The 24,346-nt window shown below is 56.4% G+C and carries 21 protein-coding genes and 2 tRNA genes; 6 read left to right on the forward strand and 17 right to left on the reverse strand.

The features are described 5' to 3' along the window. Positions 1 to 132: 132 nt before the first annotated feature. Positions 133 to 1,152 (reverse strand): acyltransferase family protein, encoded by a 1,020-nt coding sequence (locus AACU78_RS19995; protein ID WP_256586956.1) that lies wholly within the window; start codon positions 1,150 to 1,152, stop codon positions 133 to 135. Between the two features lie 1,012 nt (positions 1,153 to 2,164). Further along, positions 2,165 to 3,367, reverse strand: a complete 1,203-nt coding sequence (locus AACU78_RS20000; protein ID WP_146151430.1) for a hypothetical protein — start codon at positions 3,365 to 3,367, stop codon at positions 2,165 to 2,167. A gap of 542 nt (positions 3,368 to 3,909) precedes the next feature. Here AACU78_RS20000 and AACU78_RS20005 point away from each other — a divergent pair. Continuing rightward, on the forward strand, positions 3,910 to 4,725 hold the full coding sequence (locus AACU78_RS20005; RefSeq protein WP_106577444.1) for a hypothetical protein: 816 nt from the start codon (positions 3,910 to 3,912) through the stop codon (positions 4,723 to 4,725). 487 nt (positions 4,726 to 5,212) lie between these two features. Here the strand turns inward: AACU78_RS20005 and AACU78_RS20010 are convergent, their stop codons facing one another. The 7 genes from AACU78_RS20010 to AACU78_RS20040 form a co-directional block, all read right to left on the reverse strand. Further along, a complete protein-coding gene (locus AACU78_RS20010; RefSeq protein ID WP_106577445.1) occupies positions 5,213 to 6,043 on the reverse strand; it encodes an SDH family Clp fold serine proteinase in 831 nt (276 codons plus the stop codon). Further along, on the reverse strand, positions 6,018 to 6,266 hold the full coding sequence (locus tag AACU78_RS20015) for a hypothetical protein (protein ID WP_106577446.1): 249 nt from the start codon (positions 6,264 to 6,266) through the stop codon (positions 6,018 to 6,020). Before AACU78_RS20015 ends, AACU78_RS20010 begins: the two co-directional genes overlap by 26 nt. 568 nt (positions 6,267 to 6,834) lie before the next feature. Beyond that, a complete protein-coding gene (locus tag AACU78_RS20020) occupies positions 6,835 to 7,110 on the reverse strand; it encodes a hypothetical protein (RefSeq protein ID WP_106577447.1) in 276 nt (91 codons plus the stop codon). Beyond that, a complete protein-coding gene (locus AACU78_RS20025; RefSeq protein ID WP_106577448.1) occupies positions 7,107 to 8,087 on the reverse strand; it encodes an integrase domain-containing protein in 981 nt (326 codons plus the stop codon). Before AACU78_RS20025 ends, AACU78_RS20020 begins: the two co-directional genes overlap by 4 nt. Positions 8,088 to 8,989: 902 nt before the next feature. Further along, a complete protein-coding gene (locus AACU78_RS20030) occupies positions 8,990 to 10,315 on the reverse strand; it encodes a tyrosine-type recombinase/integrase (RefSeq protein ID WP_106577450.1) in 1,326 nt (441 codons plus the stop codon). Positions 10,316 to 10,479: 164 nt separating this feature from the next. Beyond that, positions 10,480 to 10,555, reverse strand: a tRNA-Thr gene (locus AACU78_RS20035). A 127-nt stretch (positions 10,556 to 10,682) separates the two neighbouring features. After that, positions 10,683 to 10,916, reverse strand: a complete 234-nt coding sequence (locus AACU78_RS20040; RefSeq protein WP_106577451.1) for a DUF2790 domain-containing protein — start codon at positions 10,914 to 10,916, stop codon at positions 10,683 to 10,685. A gap of 420 nt (positions 10,917 to 11,336) precedes the next feature. Between AACU78_RS20040 and bcsQ (AACU78_RS20045) the strand changes: the two genes are divergently transcribed. Together bcsQ (AACU78_RS20045) and bcsQ (AACU78_RS20050) are read left to right on the forward strand one after the other, a co-directional pair. Continuing rightward, entirely contained in the window at positions 11,337 to 12,218 is an 882-nt protein-coding gene (gene bcsQ, locus AACU78_RS20045; protein WP_339382669.1) for a cellulose biosynthesis protein BcsQ, read from the forward strand. Between the two features lie 185 nt (positions 12,219 to 12,403). Continuing rightward, on the forward strand, positions 12,404 to 13,309 hold the full coding sequence (gene bcsQ / locus AACU78_RS20050) for a cellulose biosynthesis protein BcsQ (protein ID WP_106577453.1): 906 nt from the start codon (positions 12,404 to 12,406) through the stop codon (positions 13,307 to 13,309). Between the two features lie 240 nt (positions 13,310 to 13,549). On the opposite strand, the gene AACU78_RS20055 is transcribed toward bcsQ (AACU78_RS20050), so the two are convergent. From AACU78_RS20055 to AACU78_RS20075, 5 genes are all read right to left on the reverse strand, one after another. Next, the gene (locus AACU78_RS20055) at positions 13,550 to 14,737 is read right to left on the reverse strand and encodes a methyltransferase (RefSeq protein ID WP_106577454.1); all 1,188 of its coding nucleotides are present in this window, start codon (positions 14,735 to 14,737) and stop codon (positions 13,550 to 13,552) included. Then, positions 14,718 to 15,407 carry an ABC transporter permease gene (locus AACU78_RS20060; protein WP_106577455.1) on the reverse strand — a complete coding sequence of 230 codons (690 nt, stop codon included), beginning with the start codon at positions 15,405 to 15,407 and terminating at the stop codon, positions 14,718 to 14,720. The genes AACU78_RS20055 and AACU78_RS20060 overlap by 20 nt, the downstream gene beginning before the upstream one ends. Then, positions 15,407 to 16,099: an ABC transporter permease gene (locus AACU78_RS20065; protein ID WP_106577456.1), complete on the reverse strand. Its 693-nt coding sequence runs from the start codon at positions 16,097 to 16,099 to the stop codon at positions 15,407 to 15,409. Before AACU78_RS20065 ends, AACU78_RS20060 begins: the two co-directional genes overlap by 1 nt. A 73-nt stretch (positions 16,100 to 16,172) precedes the next feature. Continuing rightward, a complete protein-coding gene (locus AACU78_RS20070) occupies positions 16,173 to 16,925 on the reverse strand; it encodes an ABC transporter substrate-binding protein (protein ID WP_003187758.1) in 753 nt (250 codons plus the stop codon). Positions 16,926 to 16,938: 13 nt separating this feature from the next. Further along, complete coding sequence (locus AACU78_RS20075; protein WP_106577457.1) at positions 16,939 to 17,712, reverse strand: ABC transporter ATP-binding protein; 774 nt, start codon at positions 17,710 to 17,712, stop codon at positions 16,939 to 16,941. A 554-nt stretch (positions 17,713 to 18,266) separates the two neighbouring features. Between AACU78_RS20075 and gabP the strand changes: the two genes are divergently transcribed. Beyond that, positions 18,267 to 19,658 carry a GABA permease gene (gene gabP / locus AACU78_RS20080; RefSeq protein ID WP_106577458.1) on the forward strand — a complete coding sequence of 464 codons (1,392 nt, stop codon included), beginning with the start codon at positions 18,267 to 18,269 and terminating at the stop codon, positions 19,656 to 19,658. A gap of 141 nt (positions 19,659 to 19,799) precedes the next feature. On the opposite strand, the gene AACU78_RS20085 is transcribed toward gabP, so the two are convergent. Further along, the gene (locus AACU78_RS20085; RefSeq protein WP_106577459.1) at positions 19,800 to 20,213 is read right to left on the reverse strand and encodes a hypothetical protein; all 414 of its coding nucleotides are present in this window, start codon (positions 20,211 to 20,213) and stop codon (positions 19,800 to 19,802) included. A 72-nt stretch (positions 20,214 to 20,285) separates the two neighbouring features. Then, positions 20,286 to 21,194 (reverse strand): alpha/beta hydrolase family protein, encoded by a 909-nt coding sequence (locus tag AACU78_RS20090; protein WP_106577460.1) that lies wholly within the window; start codon positions 21,192 to 21,194, stop codon positions 20,286 to 20,288. 170 nt (positions 21,195 to 21,364) lie between these two features. Between AACU78_RS20090 and AACU78_RS20095 the strand changes: the two genes are divergently transcribed. Both AACU78_RS20095 and AACU78_RS20100 read left to right on the forward strand, forming a co-directional pair. Further along, entirely contained in the window at positions 21,365 to 22,330 is a 966-nt protein-coding gene (locus AACU78_RS20095; protein WP_106577461.1) for an arsenic resistance protein, read from the forward strand. A gap of 87 nt (positions 22,331 to 22,417) precedes the next feature. Next, on the forward strand, positions 22,418 to 24,025 hold the full coding sequence (locus AACU78_RS20100) for an ArnT family glycosyltransferase (RefSeq protein WP_106577462.1): 1,608 nt from the start codon (positions 22,418 to 22,420) through the stop codon (positions 24,023 to 24,025). Positions 24,026 to 24,170: 145 nt separating this feature from the next. Here AACU78_RS20100 and AACU78_RS20105 read toward each other — a convergent pair. Beyond that, positions 24,171 to 24,246, reverse strand: a tRNA-Phe gene (locus AACU78_RS20105). Between the last annotated feature and the right edge of the window lie 100 nt (positions 24,247 to 24,346).

Consider the following 24,346-nt stretch of genomic DNA (forward strand, 5'->3'; position numbering starts at 1 on the left):
TTTGGCGCCTGCCTCAAAATCGGATTCTCAAGCGTGGTCGCTGAGTTCGCAGCCGAGCGTCAGTCGTGTCGAAAGCCAGAAATCCCCAGGCAACAGGCCGCGAAGTTCAAACCATCACAGCGTGAAACTGCTCTATGCCATTGTGGCAGCGCTTTCCTGGTGTCGGGATCTTCGATGCACATAGTTCAGCGCAGGCTTCTCGATAAACAGCCACGACAGGCTGGCCAGCACGATGACAACTGCCACGGTTGCCAGCATGGAAGCGTAGAAACTCAGCGCCGTCGTATTGATCATGAGTTGCTGCACGGGGAAGGCGTAGAGATACATCCCATACGAAATATCGAATCGAGATTTAATGATTCGATCTTTGCACAACGTCCCAAGTGACAGCACCAGAAGACTCACTCCGATGCTTGCAAACACCATAACCAACGGTGTGTTCAGGGAGACCAGAACAAGTGCTGCCGACAGAACGCCGATCAATAGTTTCGCTTTCACGCTGCTGAATGCAGCTCGATAGAAATACAGCGAAGACCCTACGAAGAATACAATCCCGACGGTTGAGTACACCAGTAGCTTCGGTGCCATCGGGTGTGCTGACGTGCTGCATAGGTAGGTGGTTATGCAAAAGGCAAGTGCGATGATCAGCGGCACGGCTGCCCTGCGCAATACCAGCAGCGCCAACGCGAGCAGCACGTAGCAGCCAAATTCAATTTTCAGCGACCACAAGCTTCCGTTGAACGAATCTTTAAATATGAAGGTGCTGGTAATGTCGCCTATGTCCGCGCGGCCAAACGCCGACACTTTCAAAAAGTCTGTCAACGACTCCAGGCTGAATGCATAGCCCAAACCGTTTGTGCTGAATGCAGGCCCGCAGAGGTACACCATCACAAATGCACAGCCGATCAATGCAGGAAAAATTCGCGCGATTCGCTTCTCCATGTAGTGGTAGAAGCTGCGAGTATTTAGAAAGCTTTGAGTGATGAGGAAGCCGGATATGGCGAAGAATGCCAATACGGCAATCGCCCCTAACGAGTTGTAGCCCTGCAACATGGGTTCTTGCTGGCCGGAAAGTACGTAGTGGTGGCTTACAAGAACTGCCAGCGCCGCTAGGTGCCTGATCAGGTCGAATGAATTGTCGCGATTAATCACGCACCGCTCCCTTGGTAATTGAATGATGAAATGTGTGCATGACGGGCCGCTCAAGTGCAGCGTTCCTTGCCGTGGCGCATTCTCCATCAATCATTCGGTAGGGCAAAGTCGTTTTTCAGCCGGACCAAAAGCTATTGATAGGGGATAAGGCTTCAGCCAAGGGAGGGGGCGCAAATGAGCGCAGAGACGAACGACATCACGGTCGATGTGGCCGGCTGTGTGTGTAGCGAGGGAGCTGATGCTTACCCCAGAAACGACAAAGCCCTCACATTGCTGTGAGGGCTTCGTCTTATATGGTGCCGGCACCAGACGAACGGTATGTTTCGGCGAGACTAGGTTTTTCGGGCGTCTGGAGTTCGCTGGAAAATTCGGCGTACCCCAACTAGTAACTATAAATAAATCAGCTAGTTATGGCTCTCGGTGGAATCGAACTCGGGATTTTTGAGATGTCAGCACGTTGTCACTATGACTCACCCAGCAGAGGTAGCTAATAGCTAGAACTGGGATCTAGCTTCTGGTTATTCAGTAAACCCATGATATAAACCGACTGATACGACCGCTTCAACAAATCTTTTGGCAGTTGCTCGATCCATTATTACCAATTTTCCATCGACATTAATGTAGATGCTATCTTCTGGGTAGAAAGATGATCGACCGATTTCTACATCCATTGAGTTTCTATTACCTTGATCGTTTCTTCAAAGTACATGGTAGTTGCCATAACAATATCCTATGTGTGGGGGGGCGCAGATCGCAGTGTTGACCGCCAACCCTTCGATGGTGGCGATCAGAGGTTGTTCAGGCTAGCGCCCGTGAAGGTTGGTATCAATACCCTGAGCCATAACCTTCGTAAACTAGACGCTTTTGCCCCTCTCTGCCTTCATATCGACGAAGCGTTCAAGTCAAATTCGATGCAAAATGGTTGGTCTGGTCGAATGCACATGGCCGGGCAATCCTGCGCAATTACCCGCCATGAATGCATACTATTACGCCCTCCGTTGCACGCCTAAACCTAGTGGATTTTATGCATATCGAAAGTATCAAGAACTCGAACAACTTTTCCGGTGTGCGCATCACGCTCGACAGACAACCTTATTGCCAACTTTTTACTGGTAGGCTCAGCGTTACGCTCGATTCCTGGAAGGAAAATTCTAGCTAAGTTGAGAGTCCCAACGATATCTTTGTTGCTCCCGGCAGTATCCACAACAGACTCAACGCCGTTCTTACACCGAATACTTAGTATTGTGCCGAGCATGCTTATTACTTCAAAATACGCAATATCGCCAGCTTCTGAGTCAACGCCGAATTTGGCTTCTAGTTCCTGTAAGCTGTTTTGTTGCTGTTCAGGATTTTCGATGAGTTCGCGAAGTATCCCACTCTTGATCACGTACGTAGAATCTGCGTCCAGATCCATTAACAGACCACGCAGTGCTGCGACCGGTGCATCTTCCGGAAGGTCCCCGTCGAAATGGTGCGCCAGAATTGATACAGCGAGGAACTGGCATCCGGTGTAGTCGTCACCCCAGTAGAAGTCGCCCTGATTTTCGTAAAGGTCGCGCCTTGCTTCCAATAGGCGGCTATTAGAAGTCATCATGTTTTTTGCCGTAACCACACGAACTTCGTCGACGATCATAAGTGTGTACTGAAAATCCGGTACATTCTGAAAGTGCATCGTCGGTCTTGCGAATACCTTAAGTTTATTCTGAATGAAGCCCTTGTTCGCGCTTCCCTCCGCTTGATTCATTCCGCTTTCAATCTTATCGAGGATGAATCGATTTTTTGGGTTCTTATATTCTGTGTACTGGCGTTCCTTGGTCAGCGCGAACCAGTAATACTCCCCGCAAGGTGAAGTCTCGAATTCATTAACGATATCTTGAGCAGAGAAGAAGTAATGCACATGTTCGCCTTCTTCGTCGTGGGTATGTAAGCTACAGAAAAACTCCTTGCGTGGTTGATCTTTGTCCAAAACGTAAAGTTTTTGCACTTTCACTTGGTTTGATTTTTCGAAGTACTTCGACTGGACGATTCCCAGGATTTCTATGTCATGCGCGCGGCGACGGACCTCATCCAGTTCGTCAGATTGTCGTTGTACGAGGAAGTCTGCGCCGTCGACGTCAGCCGACCGCTTCAGAACCCAGAATCGCGATAGCAAGATAGACTGCGTTAAACTTTCGCCACTTCCTCCATTTTCTTCCCGTTTTGCAAGCTCTGACACGATGCGTTCTCTCTTAAGCTATATGAGCATTTAACGTATGAAACGTAGCGATGATGGCTACTTAGCTCAGACGAATCAAGACGTCCTCTTGCCCAAACAGCTATTCATGGACGATCCACAGGCACGATTTCTATCTGGGTTTTCAGTATCAGGTTGCCAAGTGAGGCACTGGACCAAGGCGAGCATGGGGCTCTATTCGACCTAACCAGTTTCAAGACCTTCTTGACCAGCCTGGGAGGGTATGTTGCTAACGCGCCGACTACGCACAGCAGCTCATCGAAGAGGCACGCAGATCCCAGCCTCGTTGGCGGATTACATCAACTACGAAGCCGTGGTCCGCGAGATGGAGCTAAATAGCGACGTGTTCACCCTCAAAACGAGCTACCCCGAAGTCCATGTATTCTGAAGTCGCTGAGTATGAGAAACAGAGAGCGGTCCTTAGGGCCGCGTCGACTTGACTATGTGATACAGCACCTCCATAAAGGATGTCTTTCGTTGATCCTGCTGCAGGGATCAGCACTAGTTTATTCAAGGGATTAATAATGAAGGTCGATATCGACTTGACAGATCCAAGAGTTCAATTTGCCCTTGCGTTAATGGGGCGGCAGGTGGGAATAGCTCTGGATCTACCTCAGAGGATCGAGTCAGCGGTACTGCCGATCTACCACACTCTGAAAAAAAATAAATTTGAGCAGACCGGCTCTGGTGTTGCCTTTCAGATTGGTAGCGAGTACTTCGTTCTGAGTGCATCACATGTGTTCGATGATATTGGTATTAATCAGTTATGCATGGCTGTCACCAAGGGAGAGCTACTATGTACTTTCGGGGGCGATAGATTTAGCAGTGCTAGAGGTAAGTCAGGAACTCATGCTGATGATCCTATAGATGCGTCTGTATTTCACATACAGTCAGAAGTACCAGATGAGTTCAAGCGGATAGCATTGACGCTGGAGGATGTAGATTTGGAGCAGTCTGATGATGTTGGCTGTGTTTATATGGCCGCAGGCTTCCGCTCGAAGAAATCTAATACGTCCGGAAATCAAGCTAATGCTAAAAGAGAATGTTTTCCTTCGCGCGAGCTTGACCAAGAAGATTATTTGAAGCTGGGCCTGGATCGGAACATTCACATAGCTCTCGCGTATGAAAACCAGACGGTAATTGGCGGCAGATGGCAAACCTCTCCACGCCCAAAGGGCATTAGTGGAGGAGCCATGATCAAGGCTAAAGGTATACCGATGGTACCGCGGCGTGGTCTTTGTTTCCACGAGGAGACTGCGCGGCAATTACTTAGCGGAATCACCATTGCTCAACGCCGCGAGCGTGGAGGGAAACCCGGAGCACTCATAGCTCAAGAATAGGTGTCCACCTTGGGTTGATACAGAACTATCTGCCTGAGGTTTTCATCGACACCGACCTAAAATCAGACTAATAGAACCTATTCGCGCCGTTGAAGGTCGTTGTGATTTCAAGGGAACTGCGCGTTCGCTCATACGGCGACGCGCTGCTCTCCAGGATTTTTAAGTGTTTCGCATCCATTGTATCTTCCCGAGCATTGAGTTCCTCAAATTCTGCGTATCCACAACGCTATTGGCGCTCCCCAACTGATCCGAAACCAGCGCTTTTCGCCGCGTAAAAGAGGGTCTGCAATCTAGTCGGTGGCTGGCTAGATGCTTTTGGCCGATCTTTGCCTACTGCTACCGGGTCGAAAGCAGCCACCGGCGGACGTCCGCTTCTGGCCGATCGCCGCCCATCAGAGCTCATGCCGGCGATATGGGGGGCGCTACGGCACATGATGTCGGGCATATTAGGGGGATCCAGTGAGCTCATGACGAGCTCACTGGGGCCTTAGGGTGCAGGACGAGGGGCAACCTTAACGGCGCTGCTCAGTTTTTGAGCTTCGAAGATCTTTGCGTAGCCCGATTGTAGGCAGTCGTATTGGTACATAGTTCTGAGCAGCCAAAGTTTCTGCCAAAGAGCGTCGTCCATTGCGTGCTCTGTAACGTTCAATTTGAGCAGGGCTGCTTCACGCATATCTATGACGGATCCGTGGGAGTGGTAGTGCCCCCTGGTCGCCATTTTCGATATCGTTTCATTTATATCTTCCGGCCCCAGATGCGACATCATTCCTCGCGACAGAAGCTCGCGCGCAAGTTTTTCTGTTTGGCCGCGAGTAGTGGAGGCGAGCTGGTACTCAATTGGGTTGAACGAGCCCGGAGGCGCATTGAGAATGAAATCTACAGGAACCCCGTTGTAGAACGGATCAATTGGGCCCAATTCCGATTCAACACCCATCATGATCGTCGAGCCGCACATGGCGATTACCGTGCCATTGCTTTTCGCTCTTCTGGGAACGATAACCCGCAGGTTTGGAGCCGCCTGCTGAAGCAGGGAGCAGATTTTCTCAGTCGGATCGGTATAGCCGCCGTTGGTCTCAAGCAGTAAGTCAATTGGCTTTCCGAGGGAGCCTCGCAGCAACTCCGCGAAAAGCACATCGTCGCCCATGTCGATTTGCGCGCCTGATTGCTCGCATTCGGTGAAATAGACAATGAGATCGCGACCGGTATCTTCCTGAATGTCAGCGATAAGCTGTTGACGGAGATACCGATCTTTATGCGTGACCCAAAATAGCGGCGACTGCGGAGGAAGCGTTTTAGATCGCGGAAAGCAGTCCGGCATGGCGTCGAACTTCCTGTTCATCTTGAGTAGTGTGATTTTCACCGAGGGTGAAAATGGTCTGTCCGGCGTTCATCCGCTCACTAGCTCGACGAATAGCCTCGTAGGGGTCACGGCTGGCTGGCGAGGTAACCTCGTCTTTTACAAGGGCCTGGTCTGTTCGGGTTCCGAACAAATTTCGCGCCTGAACCATCGCGCTTGATTCACTAAAAAATACGCTGGTCATAAGCTGCTCCTTTCAGAAGATCAGCGGTGCACGTAACCAATGCAAGTTATCCACAGGATACGCACATTGCTTACACAAAGTGGCTCGCGATTATCGCCACGTCAAGCCCGCTGTCAAATTATTAATTCGTAGAAAATCGCGTTAGGACGGAAACGCTAAGAAAGCCTGAAGGTTCATTCGACGGATGGTCGTATGGGGCATTCGGCAACGCCAATCAGAGACTTCGATTTCGTACCGATCCGCGATCATGGTTTTGCTGTTCATATATACAGTAGTCTGGTTTTTACGAGCTTGTCGAGTTGGATTTGATAAGCGTCGGATCAGCCGAACAGCGAACCCGGGTAGAGGCTAGCGTCGGTGCTGGGGATTAGGGCAGATTTAGGGCAAAAAATAGGCCGCCTGAGACCGTTACAGGCTTGTTCATTTTACCAGTGCGCTTGATTTTATTGGCCTCTACCGGCGTGCGTATCGTCAGAAGGGGAGCAAGTCCCTATTCACGCCTTAGCTCAAAAATATATCCAACGGCTGCAACGACCAGTTGAATCCACAGCCGTTTTCTGACCTTCGTTTAGCGGTTGAACTGCCAGTGTTTTCCTAAGCGATGAGTGAGTAATTGCATGGTCAGCAAATAGTAATAGCGCGTCGATTCGGTGTGCAGGTTTAGGTGGTGATTCAAAAACCACGCAAGGTGCTTTCTCTGCCAAGTCCATGGATTGTCGCGTTGCCAGCGCTCAGTGATCGCTGTTTGGATAGCCTTCGCCTGGCGCAGGTGGCGTTGGCGCGTGGTATGCGACCCGGTCAGGACGCCCGCCAGGAACAGATCCATATCGAATGCGGTGCTCATGCTCGACCACCAATGTAAGCGGCCACCACGACGATACGGTCGTGCCCCAGCTCATAGCTGATTTGTACTCGGGCATCCTGATCTAGGCGTCGGTCGAGTTGATAGCAATGGCCACCGTTGATAGGGGCGGGATGGTGGGTGATTTGCTCATAGCGTTCGCACGCATAGACTGCCCGTAATTCGTGGAAGCCTTTGAGGTGGTGCTTATGGAGGATGTCCCGTGCGGGGCGGACGATTCCCTGCAAGAAATCGAGGTAGCGTTCGTTCGGTGCAAGTAGGTTGCGGCTACCGTCGGGCGAGACCTTTTCGGCAAACCTCAGGGCGTCACGAATATGATCATCTACCGTAATGCAACGAGGTGCTGACGCGCCTGAACGGCCACCTTTGGTGCCGTCCTGGATGTTGATCTTGCCGAATTGCTTGGCTTCACGTTTTAGACGGGGAAGGTCGGCCAAAATCGCCTCGCGCAAGCGCATACCGGTGGCTCGCGCTAACTGAGCGATGGCCGCCGCGCGTGGCTGCTGGTTTTCGCAAAGCGCGTCGACGATCCACTTCATCTGTTCGCGGTCTTGGCCTTGTGGCACTGAACGACGAACACCGGTGCGGCGCATTCCCAGCGCCTTACTCGGGCTCGGCACTTTCACATACTGATCACCGCGAAGCGCAGCCATTGTCCGGTTTACGCTGGACAGCCGGTTTTGCGCGGTGGTGATGGCGAGGTCACCTTGTTCAACTTGCTGGCGCAGATGTCCGGCGTAGTCCAGCAAGGTCTGCCGATCAATTTGTCGTGCATCGTTAAACCCTGGTCCATCCTCCGACCGACACCAGCGTACAAACGCCTGCCAACGATCACCGTGCGCCTTGATCGTGCCGTAATGCCCGCCGCCAAACAGGTCGCGCAGCGCTTGCGGTCCGGCATAGCTCAGTTGCCGGCCATAGCCAAAATTTCGCCCATCCCGTCTGCCTACCAATGCCATGATCAAACTCCTCTCGAAGCCAAAACTTTTAAAACTTTCCCCACGTCATCCCGCCAAGGATGTTGAGTGTTATCAGGGATCAAGGCCCCTGCGACCTGTGAGGGTTGTCCACTAACGCGGGACTGGCGGCTCTTTACGACCGGGAGCTTGGGCATCTCATGATCTGGCCTCCTGAACACCGATTCCGGTGGGCGGGTGGAGGCTGCACTAGCTGACGAGACCGGTGCCGCGAGATCCTGAGTCAGGAGAAGGCAGTGAGGCGATGACAGGGGCATGCCTGACTGTCAGTCAGGTGCAGTCCATTCCTTGGGCTGCGGCACCATCATCTGCAACGCTGTTGCTGGTGACTTCGGTGTTTGTCACGCCGATTGTCACAAGGGGGAATGCCGCAATGCCGTGTACGAGTTGGGCTGCAGCAGCGGTAGGAGCGCCCGTCTCTTTCCGGGAGAAAGAGACGGGCGCAGGTTGGCGCAAGGAAATGGCCAAGCGGATAGGTTGCTGCAGGACAGCTATGAAAGGGGATGAGTTGCCGCAGTGGGCACACTGGTAAAAGTAGGCATCCATCACATCGATGTGACCGTGCGAGCCGCCGGACGCTAATCGCACTTTGGGAGAACCACCACGGTGTGGCGTAGCCTTAAAGGTTCTGGCTACCTGGGTTGCTGTCAACGACAGCGCTTGCCCGATCTTTTCTACGCCTGTGGATAATTTGGGTCAAGGCTCGGATTTTCGGGAATTCTGCGGCTGTGGATGAAATTATCCACCGGTGGAAATCCGTGGTTTTCCACAGACAGTTGCGTGGGTTTTAGATTTTTTAAGTGAGGTCCATCCAAGCAGGGCGGCTTTGCAGCCCCGCTTGGATGGACCCGCGTGGAAGGGCGGACTGCGGTGATCTCATTGGCTTACCCACGTTTGGATGCGCCACGCTTTTGTAGGGCGGTGATGTTGTCGCCGACCGGGTGAGCGAATTCGTGTGGTGTCACATGCCCATGGCGGTTGGCGTCGATGTAGTTGCTCCACCACGCCATGATCAGCCTGCGCTGTTCGAGGAATTCGGCCTTGTGGATATACGCGGCACGCACACGGTTGCGTTCCTTGTGGCTCATTTGTCTTTCGATGGCTGCGTCGGTCCATAACCCGGACTCCAGCAGAGCGCTACAGGGCATGGTCCTGAAGCCGTGGCCGCACACGTCCTTGCTGGTGTCATAGCCGACGTTGCGGAGCATGGTGTTCACCGTATTCTCGGACATGGGCTTCCAGTACTTGTGATCGCCCGGTAGCACCAACTCTGAAAAGCGACTGAGGCTGCGCAGGCGCTCCAGTATTTCGATGACCTGCGGCGATAGAGGAACCATTTGAATGTCGCCGTTCATCTTGGTCCCGCGTGTGGAGTTGCGTACCCCTTCAATCGGTGCGCGCGTATCGGGGATTTCCCACATGGCGCGTTGGAAGTCGAACTCACTCCATCGAGCGAAGCGCAGTTCGCTGGAGCGGACGAATACGTGCAGCGTCAACAGGACGGCGAGACGCGTCAGCTCGCGGCCGTTGTAGTTGTCGATACGGTGTAGCAGTTCGGGTAGGCGGTTGAGAGAGAGGGCCGGGCGATGGACTGTGCGCGGCGCGTGAATCGAGCCTGCCAGATCCAGTGCAGGATTCATGGTGATCTGCCGAGCCCTTTTGGCCCCGCGCATGATGGTGGATAAGTAGTTCTGTACCCTTAACGCCACATCCATGGTGCCGCGTTCCTTGATGCGCTGGGTGATCTCTAGCAGGTCATGGGTATCGAGTTCAGCGATGGGTCGTTGGCCGATCAGCGGGAAGACGTGGGTACGCAGTCGGCTCATCACGGTTTTTGCGTGTCCTTCGGTCCAGCGACGGGACATGTCGGCGTGCCACTCCAGGGCAACGGTTTCGAAAAGCAATGCCGCACGCTGGGCTACGATCTTGGCCTTCTTTTTTTCTTCCATTGGGTCGAGGTTGTCTAGCAGCAACGCCTTGGCTTCGTCTCGCTTACGCCGTGCGACGGAAAGGGTAACGATGGGGTAATTGCCGATGATGAGCGTACCTTCCTTGCCGCTGGGCTTGGTGTACTTCAAGCGCCAGGTCTTCACGCCATTGGGTTTAACGAAAAGGTACATGCCGCCGCCGTCGAACAGTTTGTAGGCGCGTTCGCGGGTTTTGGCCGTGCGGCATTGCAGGTCGCTGAGGGGGATCGCTAGACGTGGCATAGGGGTACGCGCTCCTGACCGGAAAATCGCAGTACCCCTAACATACCCTCGGGGAAGGGGGATTTTGTTGGATCCCGACAGAGGGTCCTGGAACGAAAAAACCCGCCAAAGGGCGGGTTTTCGGGGCTTCCAGAGCATTCAGTAGAATGTAATGGAGCCTAATGTGGTGCCGGCACCAGGAGTCGAACCCGGGACCTACTGATTACAAGTCAGTTGCTCTACCAACTGAGCTATACCGGCGTGTTAGGGCGACGATTATAGCGATTGGCAAGCATCTGTAAACCCCTGAATTCTGACTATTTTTGCAGAGGCGAAGGTTTTTTTGCGATCACTGCTTTTTCGTCGTCTCCGGGGCCTCAAATCGGCCTCAATTTCCGTCCCCGCAAGTGTCGGTAAATTTCATGTAGTCCAACACCTGTGTCTGGCCCTTCGAATCCAGGTAGGTCATTCGCGCATTCACCACGCCGCAGCCCGAGCGGGCGTCTTCGGTGGTTGACAGTACGCGTTGGATGTCCGGCTTTTGGCTTGCCTCGGCATGGGCGCCGAAGGTCAAGGCAAGCAGGCCTAAGGCAATGCAGTGTTTCCAGTTGTTCGGGTTCATGGTGCTGTCCTCTGGGGCGTCAATGGTGGCGTGAGGTCATTGAATGCCTTGCAGGTATCTGGGCTGTGTCTCGCAAACTCGGTTTTGTCTCGTTATGTGTTGGCCTGAGATTTATGTACTTGCTGATACGAAAGAGGTTTGAGAGCGGTTGTCATGGATCACGAGCTGGTCAAAAAACACACAAATAATACTGAGTGCGTTGATTTAAAACATAATATTTAGGTGTTGGCTTGTAGCCATAAAAATGGCGCCATGCCGCTCATCTGAAAGGAATTCGTTACAAACACCAAAATACTGACACCATCAGTGTGATATCACACAATGCGCGCCTTAATTGATCAGCGATGAGAACGGGAGGAGCAGTCAGTGGGGCGTGCAGATCACATTTCAAAACTTTACACCGCGCTGGCTGAACCCTGTTTGCGCGAGCCCTCGGTGGCCGAGCCTTTGCAGCGTTTGCTGGATCAATTGAACCAAGGCACGGCCGCTTCTGCTCACCCACCCCAAGTAGTAGAAAGCCCGCGTGGCGAGGTGTATTCGCACGCCTCGGCGCCCAAGGTCGTGGTGGTGGTTTCTGCTACCGGCGGCGTTGGGCGCAGCACGTTGGCCGCCGCGCTTGCCAGCGGTTTGCAGCGTCAGGGGCATCCAGCGCTGGCGCTGGACCTGGACCCGCAAAACGCGCTGCGTCATCACTTGTGCCCGGGGTTTGATCTACCTGGCCTGGGGGCGACCAGCTTGCTCAATCAAACCTGGCACGCCTTGCCCAAACGAGGGTTTGCCGGGTGCCGGCTGGTCAGCTTTGGTGAAACCGACGCCGTGCAGCAACAAAGCCTGAATCGTTGGCTGGGGCAGGACCTCGATTTTCTCGGCAAGCGTTTGGCCGGCCTCGGGCTCAATGGCCAGGACACGGTGGTCATCGACGTCCCTGCGGGCAACACGGTGTATCTCGGCCAGGCAATGTCGGTGGCGGATGCGGTGCTGGTGGTGGTTCAGCCCGACGCGGCTTCGTTTCGCCGATTGGCCAAGATGGACGAAGTGCTCGCGCCCTACCTTGCAAGTGAATCGCCGCCTCAACGGTTTTACGTGATCAATCAGGTGGACGGCGCTCACGCGTTCAGCCAGGACATGGCGGGCGTTTTCAAATTGCGCCTGGGTGATGCCGTGTTGGGCACGGTTCAACGCGATCCCTCGTTCAGCGAAGCGCAGGCTTACGGTCGAGACCCGCTCGACCCGGTGCTTGATAGCGTCGGATGCCAGGACGTAAATGCGCTGTGTCGTGCGTTGAGCGCGAGAATGCGTTAAAAGGCTCACGGCCATTAATTTGACTATTTACCGTTTGTCTAAAAAACAACCAGTCAAAACATCAAAATAATGACACTTCGCCGCACCTGTCACAGAATGCGTCACAAGACGCCAATAATAAGACCTGCGGTAAGTGCCTGCTTGCCGACCTTCACGTCTTGACGCTGCGTCGTGAGGAGTAGGCCATGAGCCTGAGTGAAGAGCTTTTGACGTTGTTCGGCAAAAACGTCACCCACGATGCCCAAGGCATCAATGCGCGCATGCACTTTTTCGGCAGCGTGCCTTCTGACCCATCCCCCCACGCACACGCTCAAGCCATTGATCTGGCAGCACTGCGCCCGAAAATCGTCGCGCTGGTGTCGATGAATGGGGGTGTCGGCCGAAGCACATTGGCCACAGCCTTGAGCAGCGGCCTGCAGCGCCACGGCGAATCGGTGGTAGCGCTGGACCTGGACCCGCAGAACGCCTTGCACCATCACTTCGGCGTCAGCGCGGCGCTTCCCGGTATCGGCCGTACCAGCCTGGAGCATGGGCAGTGGAGCCCGTTGCAACAGCTCGGTTTCGCCGGTTGCCAAGTGCTCACCTTTGGCGATATCGATGTCCAGCAGCAGGAAAATCTCGAGCGCTGGCTCAAGCACGAGCCGACCTGGCTGGCTCAACGCCTCTTGTCGCTGGGCCTGAGCGAGCGGCAAACGGTGATCATCGATACGCCGGCTGGCAACAACGTCTACTTTCATCAAGCGCTGAACGTTGCCGACGTGGTGTTGGTGATTGTGCAGGCGGATGCCGCGTGCCTTGGCACGCTCGATCACTTGGATGTATTGCTTGCGCCGCACCTTGCCGGTGAGCGCCCGCCTGCCGTGCATGTGGTGGTCAATCAGGTGGATGAGAGCAATGCATTCAGCCTGGACATGGTTGAGGCCTTCAAACAGCACCTCGGCAAGGCTCCGCTGGAGGTTCACCGTGACGTGGCGATCAACGAGGCGCTGGCGTTTGCCGCCGACCCGTTGGATAACGTTGCGAAACACCTGGCCAGCGACGATATCAACGAAATTTGCCGGTTGTTGAAGGCGCCCAAAAGAACGGCTTAAGCGTGGTTTATATGCTTTACGCCCGATGCTTATGCACAATCGGTTGGTCGTGGGTGTCACGAAACAGCCATTTTGTGGAGCCGTTCTCAACACGCTGCAACTGCCTGTTTTGCGTGCATTTTATAATGTGAACAAAAAATGACCAGCTTGGCTTTTGGCCTGTAGCGCTGATAGTTACAGCGCTCGTAAAGAATTCATCAACAGACTTATCCACAGGGCGCGTGTAGGAAAATTTGCCCTTTAATCGCGCTCAGCCACCACGATCAAATTGCGCGGGGTCAGCGTGGCTTCGCAGAAGCTGCCTATCTCAACGTTGTAGCCCTGTTCGAGCAGAAAAAGTGCCCGGTCCAGCACCAGCCACATCTCCAATGGGCGCCGAAACAACCCACGCACCAACTCCAGGTTTCTGACCTCGGCCAGCCGGCGCCAGCCCTGCGCTTCCAGCGCCTGCCAATCCTGTTCACCTGTGGATAAGCCTTTAAGGCTCGCCAGTGCTTGGCAATAGTCTGCGAAAGGTTGATCCAGCCAGCGGGCGGGCAAGGAAGGCGTGGGCAAATAGTCATCGCAGTCGCGCAATTGCCGCTGTAACTGATCGAAGCCCAGGCGTCGGGCCATGGAGATATCCCGCTGTTGGCGTACGCGGTTGCCGGCAGTGACGGTTTCGCTCAACGGCAGGCCCAGGTCATCAATCGATAGCCGTAATGGCGATGCGCGTGCGGCACTGGATACGGCTTGATAGCTGTCGGCGTTGATGCGGTTGTAACAGCAGGGCGCCAGTGCCAGTTGCTTGCAACCGGCCGCGCTGGCCAGTTGCAGCAGGCGCACGTGCAGGTCGCCGCAGGCATGCAGGGCGACGGGTGTGTGTTCGGGGCTGAGTGCCACCTGGGCCATCACGTCTTGCAGGCGATGGGTGACGGGCAAGCGGTGGTGGTCGCTTAATGCCTGGCCGGAGGCGATCAGCGCCGGGTCGTGTTCCAGGCATGTCAGCTGTTGGCCGGGTTGCAGCAGGCGGCGGCCAAGGTGACCTTTGCCGGCGCACCAGTCCAACCAATGGCCGGGCGTGTGGGTAAAGTTGAGTGCGGCGCCGAAAGCTTCTATCTGTTGCCATTTGCGACCCGGCACGTCGACATTCAGTCGATGACGCGCCGGCTCCAGCGCCCGTGTCGGTAACCTGTCCACGGCACTGAGCTGAAGCGCCTGTTCGGCCAGCTGTGGAAAAGGCGCGGGCGCCGGCAGGTCGTGAGGCCAGTTGTGACAGCTTTCGGCATCGGCCAACGTGCGCTGGCGTAACCACTGGGCAAGCTCGGGATACTCGCGTTCCCAGGGTAATTGCAGATGCGTAAAGGGCCGTGGTCGCCACAGCCCTTGGTGCTCGATCAGGAACGCATCCAGCGCCGCGAAGCGCGCCTCAACGTCCCTGGCAAGCATCGACGCGCAACCAGCGTTCGAGCAGTTTGAAGCCGCGTACCAGGATGTAGGAAATCAGCAGGTAGAACACGCCGGCGGTGAAGAACATCTCAACTGTCAGGTAGTTGCGCGCAATGATGGTCCTGGCCATGCCGGTCAGCTCCAGCAAGGTCACCGTGCTCGCGAGCGAGCTGGCCTTGAGCATCAAAATGACTTCGTTGCTGTAGGCCGGCAGGCCGATGCGGGCCGCACGCGGCAGGATGATATAGAACAGCGTTTTCGGCTTGGACATGCCCAGCGCGCGCGCTGCTTCGATTTCGCCCGGCGGGATAGCCTGGATGGCGCCGCGCAATATCTCGGCGATATAAGCCGCCGTGTGCAGGGTCATGGTGGCCGTGGCACACCAGAAAGGGTCGCGCAGATACGTCCACATGAAGCTTGCGCGCACGGCGTCGAATTGGGCCAGGCCGTAATAGACCAGGAACAACTGCACCAGCAACGGGGTGCCGCGAAAAAAGAAGATATACGCATAGGGCAGCGAACGCACATACCAGCGCTTGGACGAGCGAGCGATACCCAGCGGGATCGCCAGGATCAGCCCGAGAATCACGGCAATGCCAACCAGTTCCAGGGTCAGAATGGCGCCCTGGATAAACTTCGGCAGCCACTTATAGATGACTTCCCATTCCATTACGTCGTCCTCACGAAGCCGCGGGCGGCGCGTTTTTCCAGCACGTGCATAGCGACCATCGACAGCGACGTCAGCCCCAGGTAAATGAACGCGGCAACCAGATAGAAGGTGAACGGCTGTTTGGTGACGGTGACCGCGATCTGGGCGTGGCGCATGATTTCTTCCAGGCCAATGACGGTGACCAGCGCGGTGTCTTTCATCAGGATCAGGAACAAGTTGCCCAGGCCCGGCAGGGCTATGCGCCACATCTGCGGCATGATCAGACGGGTGAAGATGCGAAACTTCGACAGGCCCAATGCCACACCGGCTTCGCGATGGCCCTTGGGAATAGCGATGATCGCGCCACGTAACACCTCGGTGGCGTAGGCCCCGAAACACAGGCCCAAGGCGATCACGCCGGCCGCGAAAGCGCTGAGCGACAGGTCGGGGATGCCGAGCATTTCACCCAGGCTGCGCATCGCATTGATCGTGCCGAAATAAATCAGCAACACCCACAACAGTTCCGGCACGCCGCGAACGATGGTCGAGTAAACGCCGCCAAGCCATTGCAACGGCTTGTACGGGGACGTCTTGGCCAAGGCGCCGGCAAGGCCCAGCACCAGCCCCAGGCATAAAGCCGTGAGTGCCAGTTTGACGGTCATCAGCGCGCCGGCGGCGAGCGCCGGGCCGAATCCGTAGAGATCGAAATTCATGGTGTTTTCATATCGCGGCAGGCATTGCTAAAAGCCGACGCGCTCAAGCAGCGCGTCGGGCAGGCCGTTCAGATCATTCGATGCTGAACGGGAAGTACTTGTCGTTGATCTTTTTGTAGGTGCCGTCTGCCTTGATCTCTGCCAAAGCTTTGTTCAGGCGCTCGCGCAGCGGGTCGCCCTTGCGCACGGCGATCCCGATCTTGTCGCTTTCTACAACGGGGTCGCCCTTGAATTCATAGGCCGAACCGTCTTTGCTCTTGAGCCATTCGTACTGCACGTATTTGTCGGCAAGGATGCCGTCAAGGCGGCCGGACGTCAGGTCGAGGTAGGCGTTTTCCTGGGTGTCGTAAAGCTTGGCCTCGGTGTCCGGCAGCTTGTCTTCCAGGTAGGTACCGGCCAACGTCGCGCGCTGTGCACCGATGACCTTGCCCTTCAGGTAGGCGGCGTCGGTCTTGAAGTCCGCAGTCGCTTTAGGCGCGATGAATTGCAGCTTGTTGGAGTAGTACGGGTCGGTGAAGTCGACGGCCTGCTTGCGCTCATCGGTGATCGACAGCGAGGACACCAGGAAGTCGAACTTCTTGGCGTTCAGGGCCGGGATGATGCCGTCCCAGTCGGACACATACACTTCGCACTTTTCGACTTTCATCTTCGCGCACAGGGCGTCGCCGATGTCTTTGTCGAAGCCGACGACGTTGCCGCTGGCGTCTTTATTGTTGAAGGGCGGGTAGGCCGCTTCGATCCCCATCTTCAAGGTTTCTGCCATGGCCGTGGCGCTGAACGCCATCGAAACGGCCGCGGCCAGAAGGAATTTTTTATAGTTCTGCATGCATGTTGCTCCGTTAGCGGTTGCTGGACATGAATTGTTTGCAGCGCGCCGAAAGCGGGTTTTCAAACACCTGCTGTGGCGATCCTTGCTCTTCGACCAGGCCCTGGTGCAGGAACACCACTTCACTGGACACCTGACGGGCAAAGCCCATTTCATGGGTGACCAACAGCATGGTGCGGCCTTCTTCGGCCAGCGCGCGGATCACATTAAGTACTTCCTGGACCATTTCCGGGTCAAGCGCCGATGTCGGCTCGTCGAACAGGATGACCTTGGGCTGCATCGCCAGGGTGCGCGCAATGGCCGCCCGTTGCTGCTGGCCACCGGACAGTTGCGCAGGGTAGGCGTGGCGCTTGTCAGCGATGCCGACCTTGGCCAGCAAGGCTTCGGCCACTTCTGTGGCTTCGGCTTTGCTTTGGCCGAGCACACGGCGGGGCGCCTCGATGATGTTGTCGAGGATGCTCATGTGCGGCCACAGATTAAAGTTTTGAAACACAAAACCGATTTCGCTGCGCAGGCGGTTGATCTGTTTGCCGTCGGCGGCCATCAGCTCGCCGTTTTTCGCGGCCTTGAGCTTGAGCTCTTCGCCGGCGACCAGGATCTGCCCCTGGTGCGGGTTTTCCAGCAGATTGATGCAGCGCAGGAAGGTGGACTTGCCGGAACCGGAGGAACCCAGGATCGAGATCACGTCGCCGTCGCGGGCGGTCAGCGAGATACCTTTAAGTACCTCAAGCTCACCATAGCGTTTATGCAAGTTGCGGATTTCAAGCGCGGGCGCGGCCTCGGCCATGTGCGGTCCTCATTGTGTTCATTGCATTCCTGCTGTTGGGCCGCCTTCCTGGCGAGGCGCCAAGCTAGCATAGCGTTCGGATGGCAGCCAACAGCGCTGCGGACGGTTAACGGGTGGCCTGCGGCAGGGTGTCGCATCGGCGCAGCAGCGTGTCGCGCCATCAACAACCTACAGACGTTTGAACCCGAGAAATCCACAGGCTTTGCGTAAAAAAGGGCGCGATGGTGCCAGCTTTGCGCGGGTGTTGGAAGGGTTAACCGGGCAAACGGTCCATATCAGCCCCTTTGTGGGGCGTCACGCACTTTTTGTGTGTGTTTTTGGTGCGCCTGAGCGTCTCGAATGTGGGTCGCACGGTAACGCTATAGCGGAATGCCATTGTTCTCAATGACTTGCAGCTCACGTTGAATTGTCCTACAGCCCGCGTCAATCGCGGCTCTGTAACATTTTGGCGCAAATCTTGCGTAAAAAATAAAGAACGCCCCGTTGGTTTCTTTTCACGAGAAAGATCGCAGGCCGGGCGGACCGTTTTCGCAATTCCTCGTAAAGGTGTGTCAATGAGTAGTACGCAAAGCTCCAATGACCTCGAACAGGGGCTCAAACCGCGTCACGTCACCATGCTGTCGATTGCCGGCGTCATTGGTGCCGGTTTGTTTGTTGGCTCCGGCCACGCGATTGCTGCCGCCGGCCCGGCCGTACTGCTGGCTTACGCCGCTGCGGGTACGCTGGTGGTATTGGTGATGCGCATGCTCGCCGAAATGGCCGTGGCCTCGCCGGATACCGGTTCGTTCTCCACCTATGCCGACCGCGCGATTGGCCATTGGGCCGGTTTCACCATTGGCTGGTTGTACTGGTGGTTCTGGGTGCTGGTGATTCCGTTGGAAGCCAACGCCGCTGCGACCATCCTTAATGCATGGTTCCCCGATGTGGCGATCTGGGCCTTTACCTTGATCATCACGTTGCTGCTCACGGCAACCAACTTGTTCAGCGTGAAAAACTACGGTGAGTTCGAGTTCTGGTTTGCGCTGATCAAAGTCGTGGCGATTGTGGGCTTTGTGATCCTCGGCCTGGCGGCAATTTTCGGCTTCCTGCCGACCAGTCAGGTCAGCGGTGTGTCCCACCTGTTCGACACCCAAGGCTTTATGCCTAATGGCATGGGCGCGGTGTTGGCGGCCATCCTGACCACCATGTTCTCGTTCATGGGCACCGAGATTGTCACCATCGCTGCGGCCGAATCGAAGAACCCTGGCCAGCAAATCACCAAGGCCACCAACTCGGTGATCTGGCGGATTGGTTTGTTCTACCTGCTGTCGATCTTCATTGTTGTGTCGCTGGTGCCATGGAACGATCCGACGCTGGCTGCCGTAGGTTCCTACCAGACTGTGCTGGAACGCATGGGCATTCCGAACGCCAAGCTGATCGTCGACCTGGTGGTATTGGTTGCCGTGACCAGCTGCCTGAATTCGGCGTTGTACACCGCCTCGCGCATGCTGTTCTCCCTGGGTCGTCGCGGTGATGCACTGGCGATGTCCAAGCGCACCAACAAAAGCGGCACGCCTTACTGTGCGGTGCTGTTGTCCACTGGCGCGGCGTTCCTGGCCGTGTTCGCCAACTACGTCGCCCCGGCGGCGGTGTTCGAGTTCCTGTTGGCAAGCTCCGGCGCCATCGCGTTGCTGGTGTACCTGGTGATCGCGGTGTCGCAACTGCGCATGCGCCAGAAGCGCACGGCTGCGGGCGAGAAGATTGTATTCAAGATGTGGCTGTTCCCTGGCCTGACCTACGCGGTAATGGTGTTCATCGTCGGTACGCTGACCATCATGCTGTTCCAGGAAGCGCACCGGGTCGAGATTATTGCGACCGGGATTTTGAGCCTGCTGGTGGTGCTGGCGGGGTTGTTTGTGGCGAGCCGTCGCAAGGCGCAGAGGGTAGGCGCTGCCGTACTCAATTGATGGAATGAAATGCGGTGCTCAATGCACCGCAATGCAAATGTGGGAGCGGGCTTGCCCGCGATTACGGTAGATCAGCCAGCACATCTGGCGACTGATCCACCGCTTTTCGCGGGCAAGCCCGCTCCCACATTTGGTTTTGTGTCAGTCTGGCGAGTTGGTGAGCGCTTGGGACGCCGCCACGTAATCGGCCTGAAACTCCGGCGACTCGATCCACGCCAGCGCTGCCGCCTCATCGTCACTGTCCGTCGCCCATTGCCGGTACTCGATCAGTGCCGCGAGAATGAAGTCGGTGGCCTCTTCTTCGCCTTCCTGCTCCAGCACCAGCGCCAACAACGGATGCGCCAGGAATACTGCACACAGTGCCTGCTGGCTGGTTTCGCCCGCGGTGCGCATCTCCATAAACAACTCGGTCAAATCTACCGACTCAAGGTCGATGCGGCTGTCATCGCCGGCGAACGCATCCGGCTTGGTCGCCACACTGCGTTGGGTACGGTTTTGCTTGGCCTTGGCCTTTGCCCGGTGGGCACGTTTTTGCTGCTTGTTCGGCGAGGCCATGGGCTCAACGTCCTTGGGTACTGGGTCTGGGTGGGTATTGAAGCGCAGGTTGGGGGTAAATCCCAAGGGATTCTAAACGCGCAGACCGGGTGCGCCTTGCATCAACTCACCGTGTTGCAGCCACGCCAGTGCAATCGGCCACAGCCGGTCCTGATATTCACTGCGGAAAAAGGCGAAATGCCCGACGGCTTTTTCGCCAATATCTTCAGGTGCTATGCGCAGATGCGTGCGCTCGCTGTGTTCAAAATAGCCCAGCAGACGCTCAATGGCCGCCACTGTGCCAAACGGGTCATCGGTGATGCTGATCGCCAGCAATTGCGCCTTCACGCGGGCAAACGGCAGCTCATTCAGCGCCCGCCCGCTGGGGCGCGTCTCATACCTGGGGGTTGGCGTGCCCCAGTCGTGCACCACGCCGGCCGGTGTGTCCTCCAGCCAGCCCAGGCGTTTACCGGGGAAGTAGCCATACAGCGCGGTCACCAGCGGCATCACCACATGCCACTTGGCAAACATGCGCCAGCGCCCGCTGGCCTCATAGTCGCGCCAGTACGCAAACTGCGCGCCGACTGTGACGATGCGTCGAATCACCGCGCCGGAAGCGCCAAGCCCCGCCGCACAGCCTCCAAAGCTATGACCGACCACGTCAATCGGCTGCCCTGGAAACTCCCGTTGCGCGCGCTGCAGCATCGCCTCGAAATCCAGCACGCCCCAATCCGACCACGTCGCCTTGAAGCCGCGCAGCGAGCCACTGCGGGATTCGCCTATGCCTCGGTAGTCGTACGTGATGACGTCCAAGCCGTTGGCAAACAGGTAGTCGGCGAAGCGTGAGTAGTGACGGCAGCGTACAGAGGTGGCGGCGTTGATGATGACAACCGGGCGTGTCGGGTCGGTTCTGATATGGCGCCAGGTGAAGCCGCCGATGGGATAGCCGTCGGTGGCGGGCTCACGGAATGCTTCTGGGGCTGGTCGAGTGGGCAGGTTCATAGGGCGGCTTGATCCTTGCGCTTTTGGTGTGGGCTGTAGGGCCACGCGCTTTTATAAGAAACCGAAATTAACAAATTTAGCGCGGCAGGGGCGTAACAAATATCGTGATGCTCGACCTCGGCCCCCTGAGTGCTTAGGCTTGCGATCTGTTCATCAGCCAAAGTCAGTCCATGACCCGCGACACCCTCGAACACAATCAGATCCTCATCTACTTCGTCGCCGTCCTGCTGGCGGCCGCATTCGGCGTGCTTGCGCCGCTTGCAGCCCACGGTCTTGGCGTACTGGTGACGCCTGCCATCGCGGTGCTGATGTACGCGATGTTCCTGCAAATCCCGTTTCTGGACCTGCGCCAGGGCTTGGGCAACAAGCGCTTTATTTCGGCGCTGCTGTTGGCCAATTTCATCCTGGTGCCCTTGCTGGTGTGGGCCTTGACCCGTGGCCTGGTGGAGCGCCCGGCGCTGTTGGTGGGGGCGTTGCTGGTGTTGCTGACGCCGTGCATCGACTACGTGGTGGTGTTTACCCACATCGGTAAGGGCGATTCGCGGCTGATGTTGGCGGCAACACCAGTGCTGTTACTGCTGCAACTGGTACTGCTGCCGGTGTACCTGGGTTTCATGCTGGGCGCGCAATCCGCTGTCGTCGTGGCAGTAGAGCCGTTCGTGGAGGCGTTTGTGCTGTTGATTGTGCTGCCGATGATGCTGGCGGTACTGACGACATTCCTGGCGCGGCGCTCCAGTGTGATCAATGCCTGGAACGACGCCTGGGCCTGGCTGCCGGTGCCCGCGATGGCGCTGGTGCTGTTTGTGGTCATCAGCTCGCAGATCACCTCGGTGGTGCGCGATATCGGTGTGCTATTGCCGCTGATGCCGGTGTACGTGGGCTTCTTGTTGCTGGCGCCGTTGATGGGCGCGTTGGCTGCGCGGTTGTTTGCGTTGCCTGCCGTGACCGCGCGGGCGGTCACGTTCAGTGCCTCGACCCGCAATTCTCTGGTGGTCTTGCCCCTTGCGCTGGCTTTGCCGGAAGACGTGCGCGGGCTGGCTGCAACGGCGGTGATTCTGCAAACCCTCGTTGAGTTGATGGGCGAGCTAGTCTACATCCGGCTGATTCCGGCACTGGTGTGGCGCGCTGGTCGATAAATCCATAAATGTTCGGGTTTGTTCAGGCGCTATTCAGGGGCTGAGTCGGCACCATGGCGTCGGAGCAGCCTACTGAAAGGATATTCGATGGATCACCGCAGCCGTTTTCGCCTGGAGTCCCTGGGCCTGTTTCTGATCGCTTTATTGCTGTTCACCTTGGGCATCTGGGATGAGCAGCCCCAAGGGTTTGACGGGCGTTGGGCACTGTTCCTGCAGGAAATGTTTCGCAATGGCGCGAGTCTTTTTCCTACTACCTACGGTCAGCCTTACCCTGACTACCCGGGCACCGCGACCTTTTTCAGCTTCGTGTTTGCCCGCGTGTTCGGGGCGCCCAACCACCTCGCGAATGTGCTGCCGACGGCGCTTGCCTCGGCGGGCATGATTGCGCTGATCTATCGCTTGCTGGTGCCATTTAGCCGACCTTGGGCGTGGCTGACGGTATTGCTGACGCTGCTCACCACCCAATTGCTCGATAAGTCGCGCTCGGTGTGCCTGGACCTGATGATCGCATTGCTATGTGTGGGCAGTTTCTACCTGCTGCACAGCGGCGAGCGCATGGGTTCGCGGGTAAGGCAGCTTGCCGTGTTCCCGTTATTTATTCTGGCGTTCGCGATTCGCGGGCCGCTTGGATTGATCGAGGTGTGTGGCGTGGTGTGCGTGTACTGGGCGCTCGGCCGGCCGGGGGAGCGCGTCAAGCAGGTGCTGATTCACGGTGTTGTGGGGTTGGTGTTGCTGGTGGCGTGCTGGTGGGTGTTGATGAAGCTGGCGCGGTTCAGCGGGGGCGACGCCTTTGCCGATGAGGTGTTCAGGATGCAGGTCAGCGGGCGCCTCGATGAGAGTGGCGAGCCGTTTTACTTCTACTTCAAGCTCAGTTTGTACCGCTACTTCCCGGTGGTGCCGCTCGCGCTGGCCACGATGATTGCGCTGCGTCATCGCTGGTCTGAGCGCTGGGTCAATGACGATATTCAGCTGGTGGTGCGGCTTGGGGCCTGTGGCTTGATGATTTTGCTCGGGCTTTCGGTGCCGCACTTCAAGCGCGCTTATTACATCTTGCCGATGGTGCCGATGTTTGCCGCTGTCGCCGCCTATGGGCTGCTTCAGGCGCAATATTGGCTGATTGGCGTGCGCCGCTGCTACGAAGGGCTTGTCGCGGTGCTACCGGCGTTGTGCGTGGTCGTGCTGTTTGTGTGTCGGCATGCCTGGCAAAAGCACGGCTACTGGCCGGACGTTTCGTTACCGCTGATGATTGGCGCGATGCTGGTGTTGCAAGTGGCCGCGCTGATGGCCTGGCGACGTCCATTGCGGTTGGTGTGGCTTAGCGTGGTCGCACTGGCGGCGCAATGGCTGCTATTGGTGGTGGTGATAGACCCCGCCAAGGATCTGCAATTTGATACGCGCAAGTTTGTCACCCAAGTTGAAGCGCTGCGTGTGGCCGAGCCAGGCCCCTTGGTGTTCGTCAATCTGGGGCGCGATACCTGGGCGGTGCGCTACATGATGAACCTGGATCACGATGAACAGCCGCTGTTCGTCGCTGGCAATCAGCTTGAACAATTAACCACGTTGCCACGGCCATCCTGGGTGATTGTGCCGCGCAAGGAGGCAGCGCTATTGAAAGGGACGTCGATGGAGCAGCAAGCGCCAAGCTTTGAAGGGCGGCTGAACGATAATCCGCTGATGGTGTTTTTGCTGAAGTAGGCGGGCGGCTTACTGGCGTTGCATGGGCTCGGGGCGATAGTGGATCGCCCTGGGTTGTGTACATAAAATCCAGGCAACAAAAAACCCGCACTTGGCGGGTTTTTGTGTGTTTCAGATGACGTTTGCACCACCTGAAACTAATTAGTGGTGCCCAGAGACGGAATCGAACCGCCGACACGGGGATTTTCAATCCCCTGCTCTACCGACTGAGCTATCTGGGCAACGGGGCGCATTAAACGGGTTTTTCAGGGGGTCGTCAAGCAAGTTTTCAAAAAATATTTAATTATTACCGTCGCTTACGTGCCGACCCCGATTTTTGAT

Source organism: Pseudomonas sp. R9.37 (assembly GCF_963878885.1).
Classification (GTDB): Bacteria; Pseudomonadota; Gammaproteobacteria; order Pseudomonadales; family Pseudomonadaceae; genus Aquipseudomonas.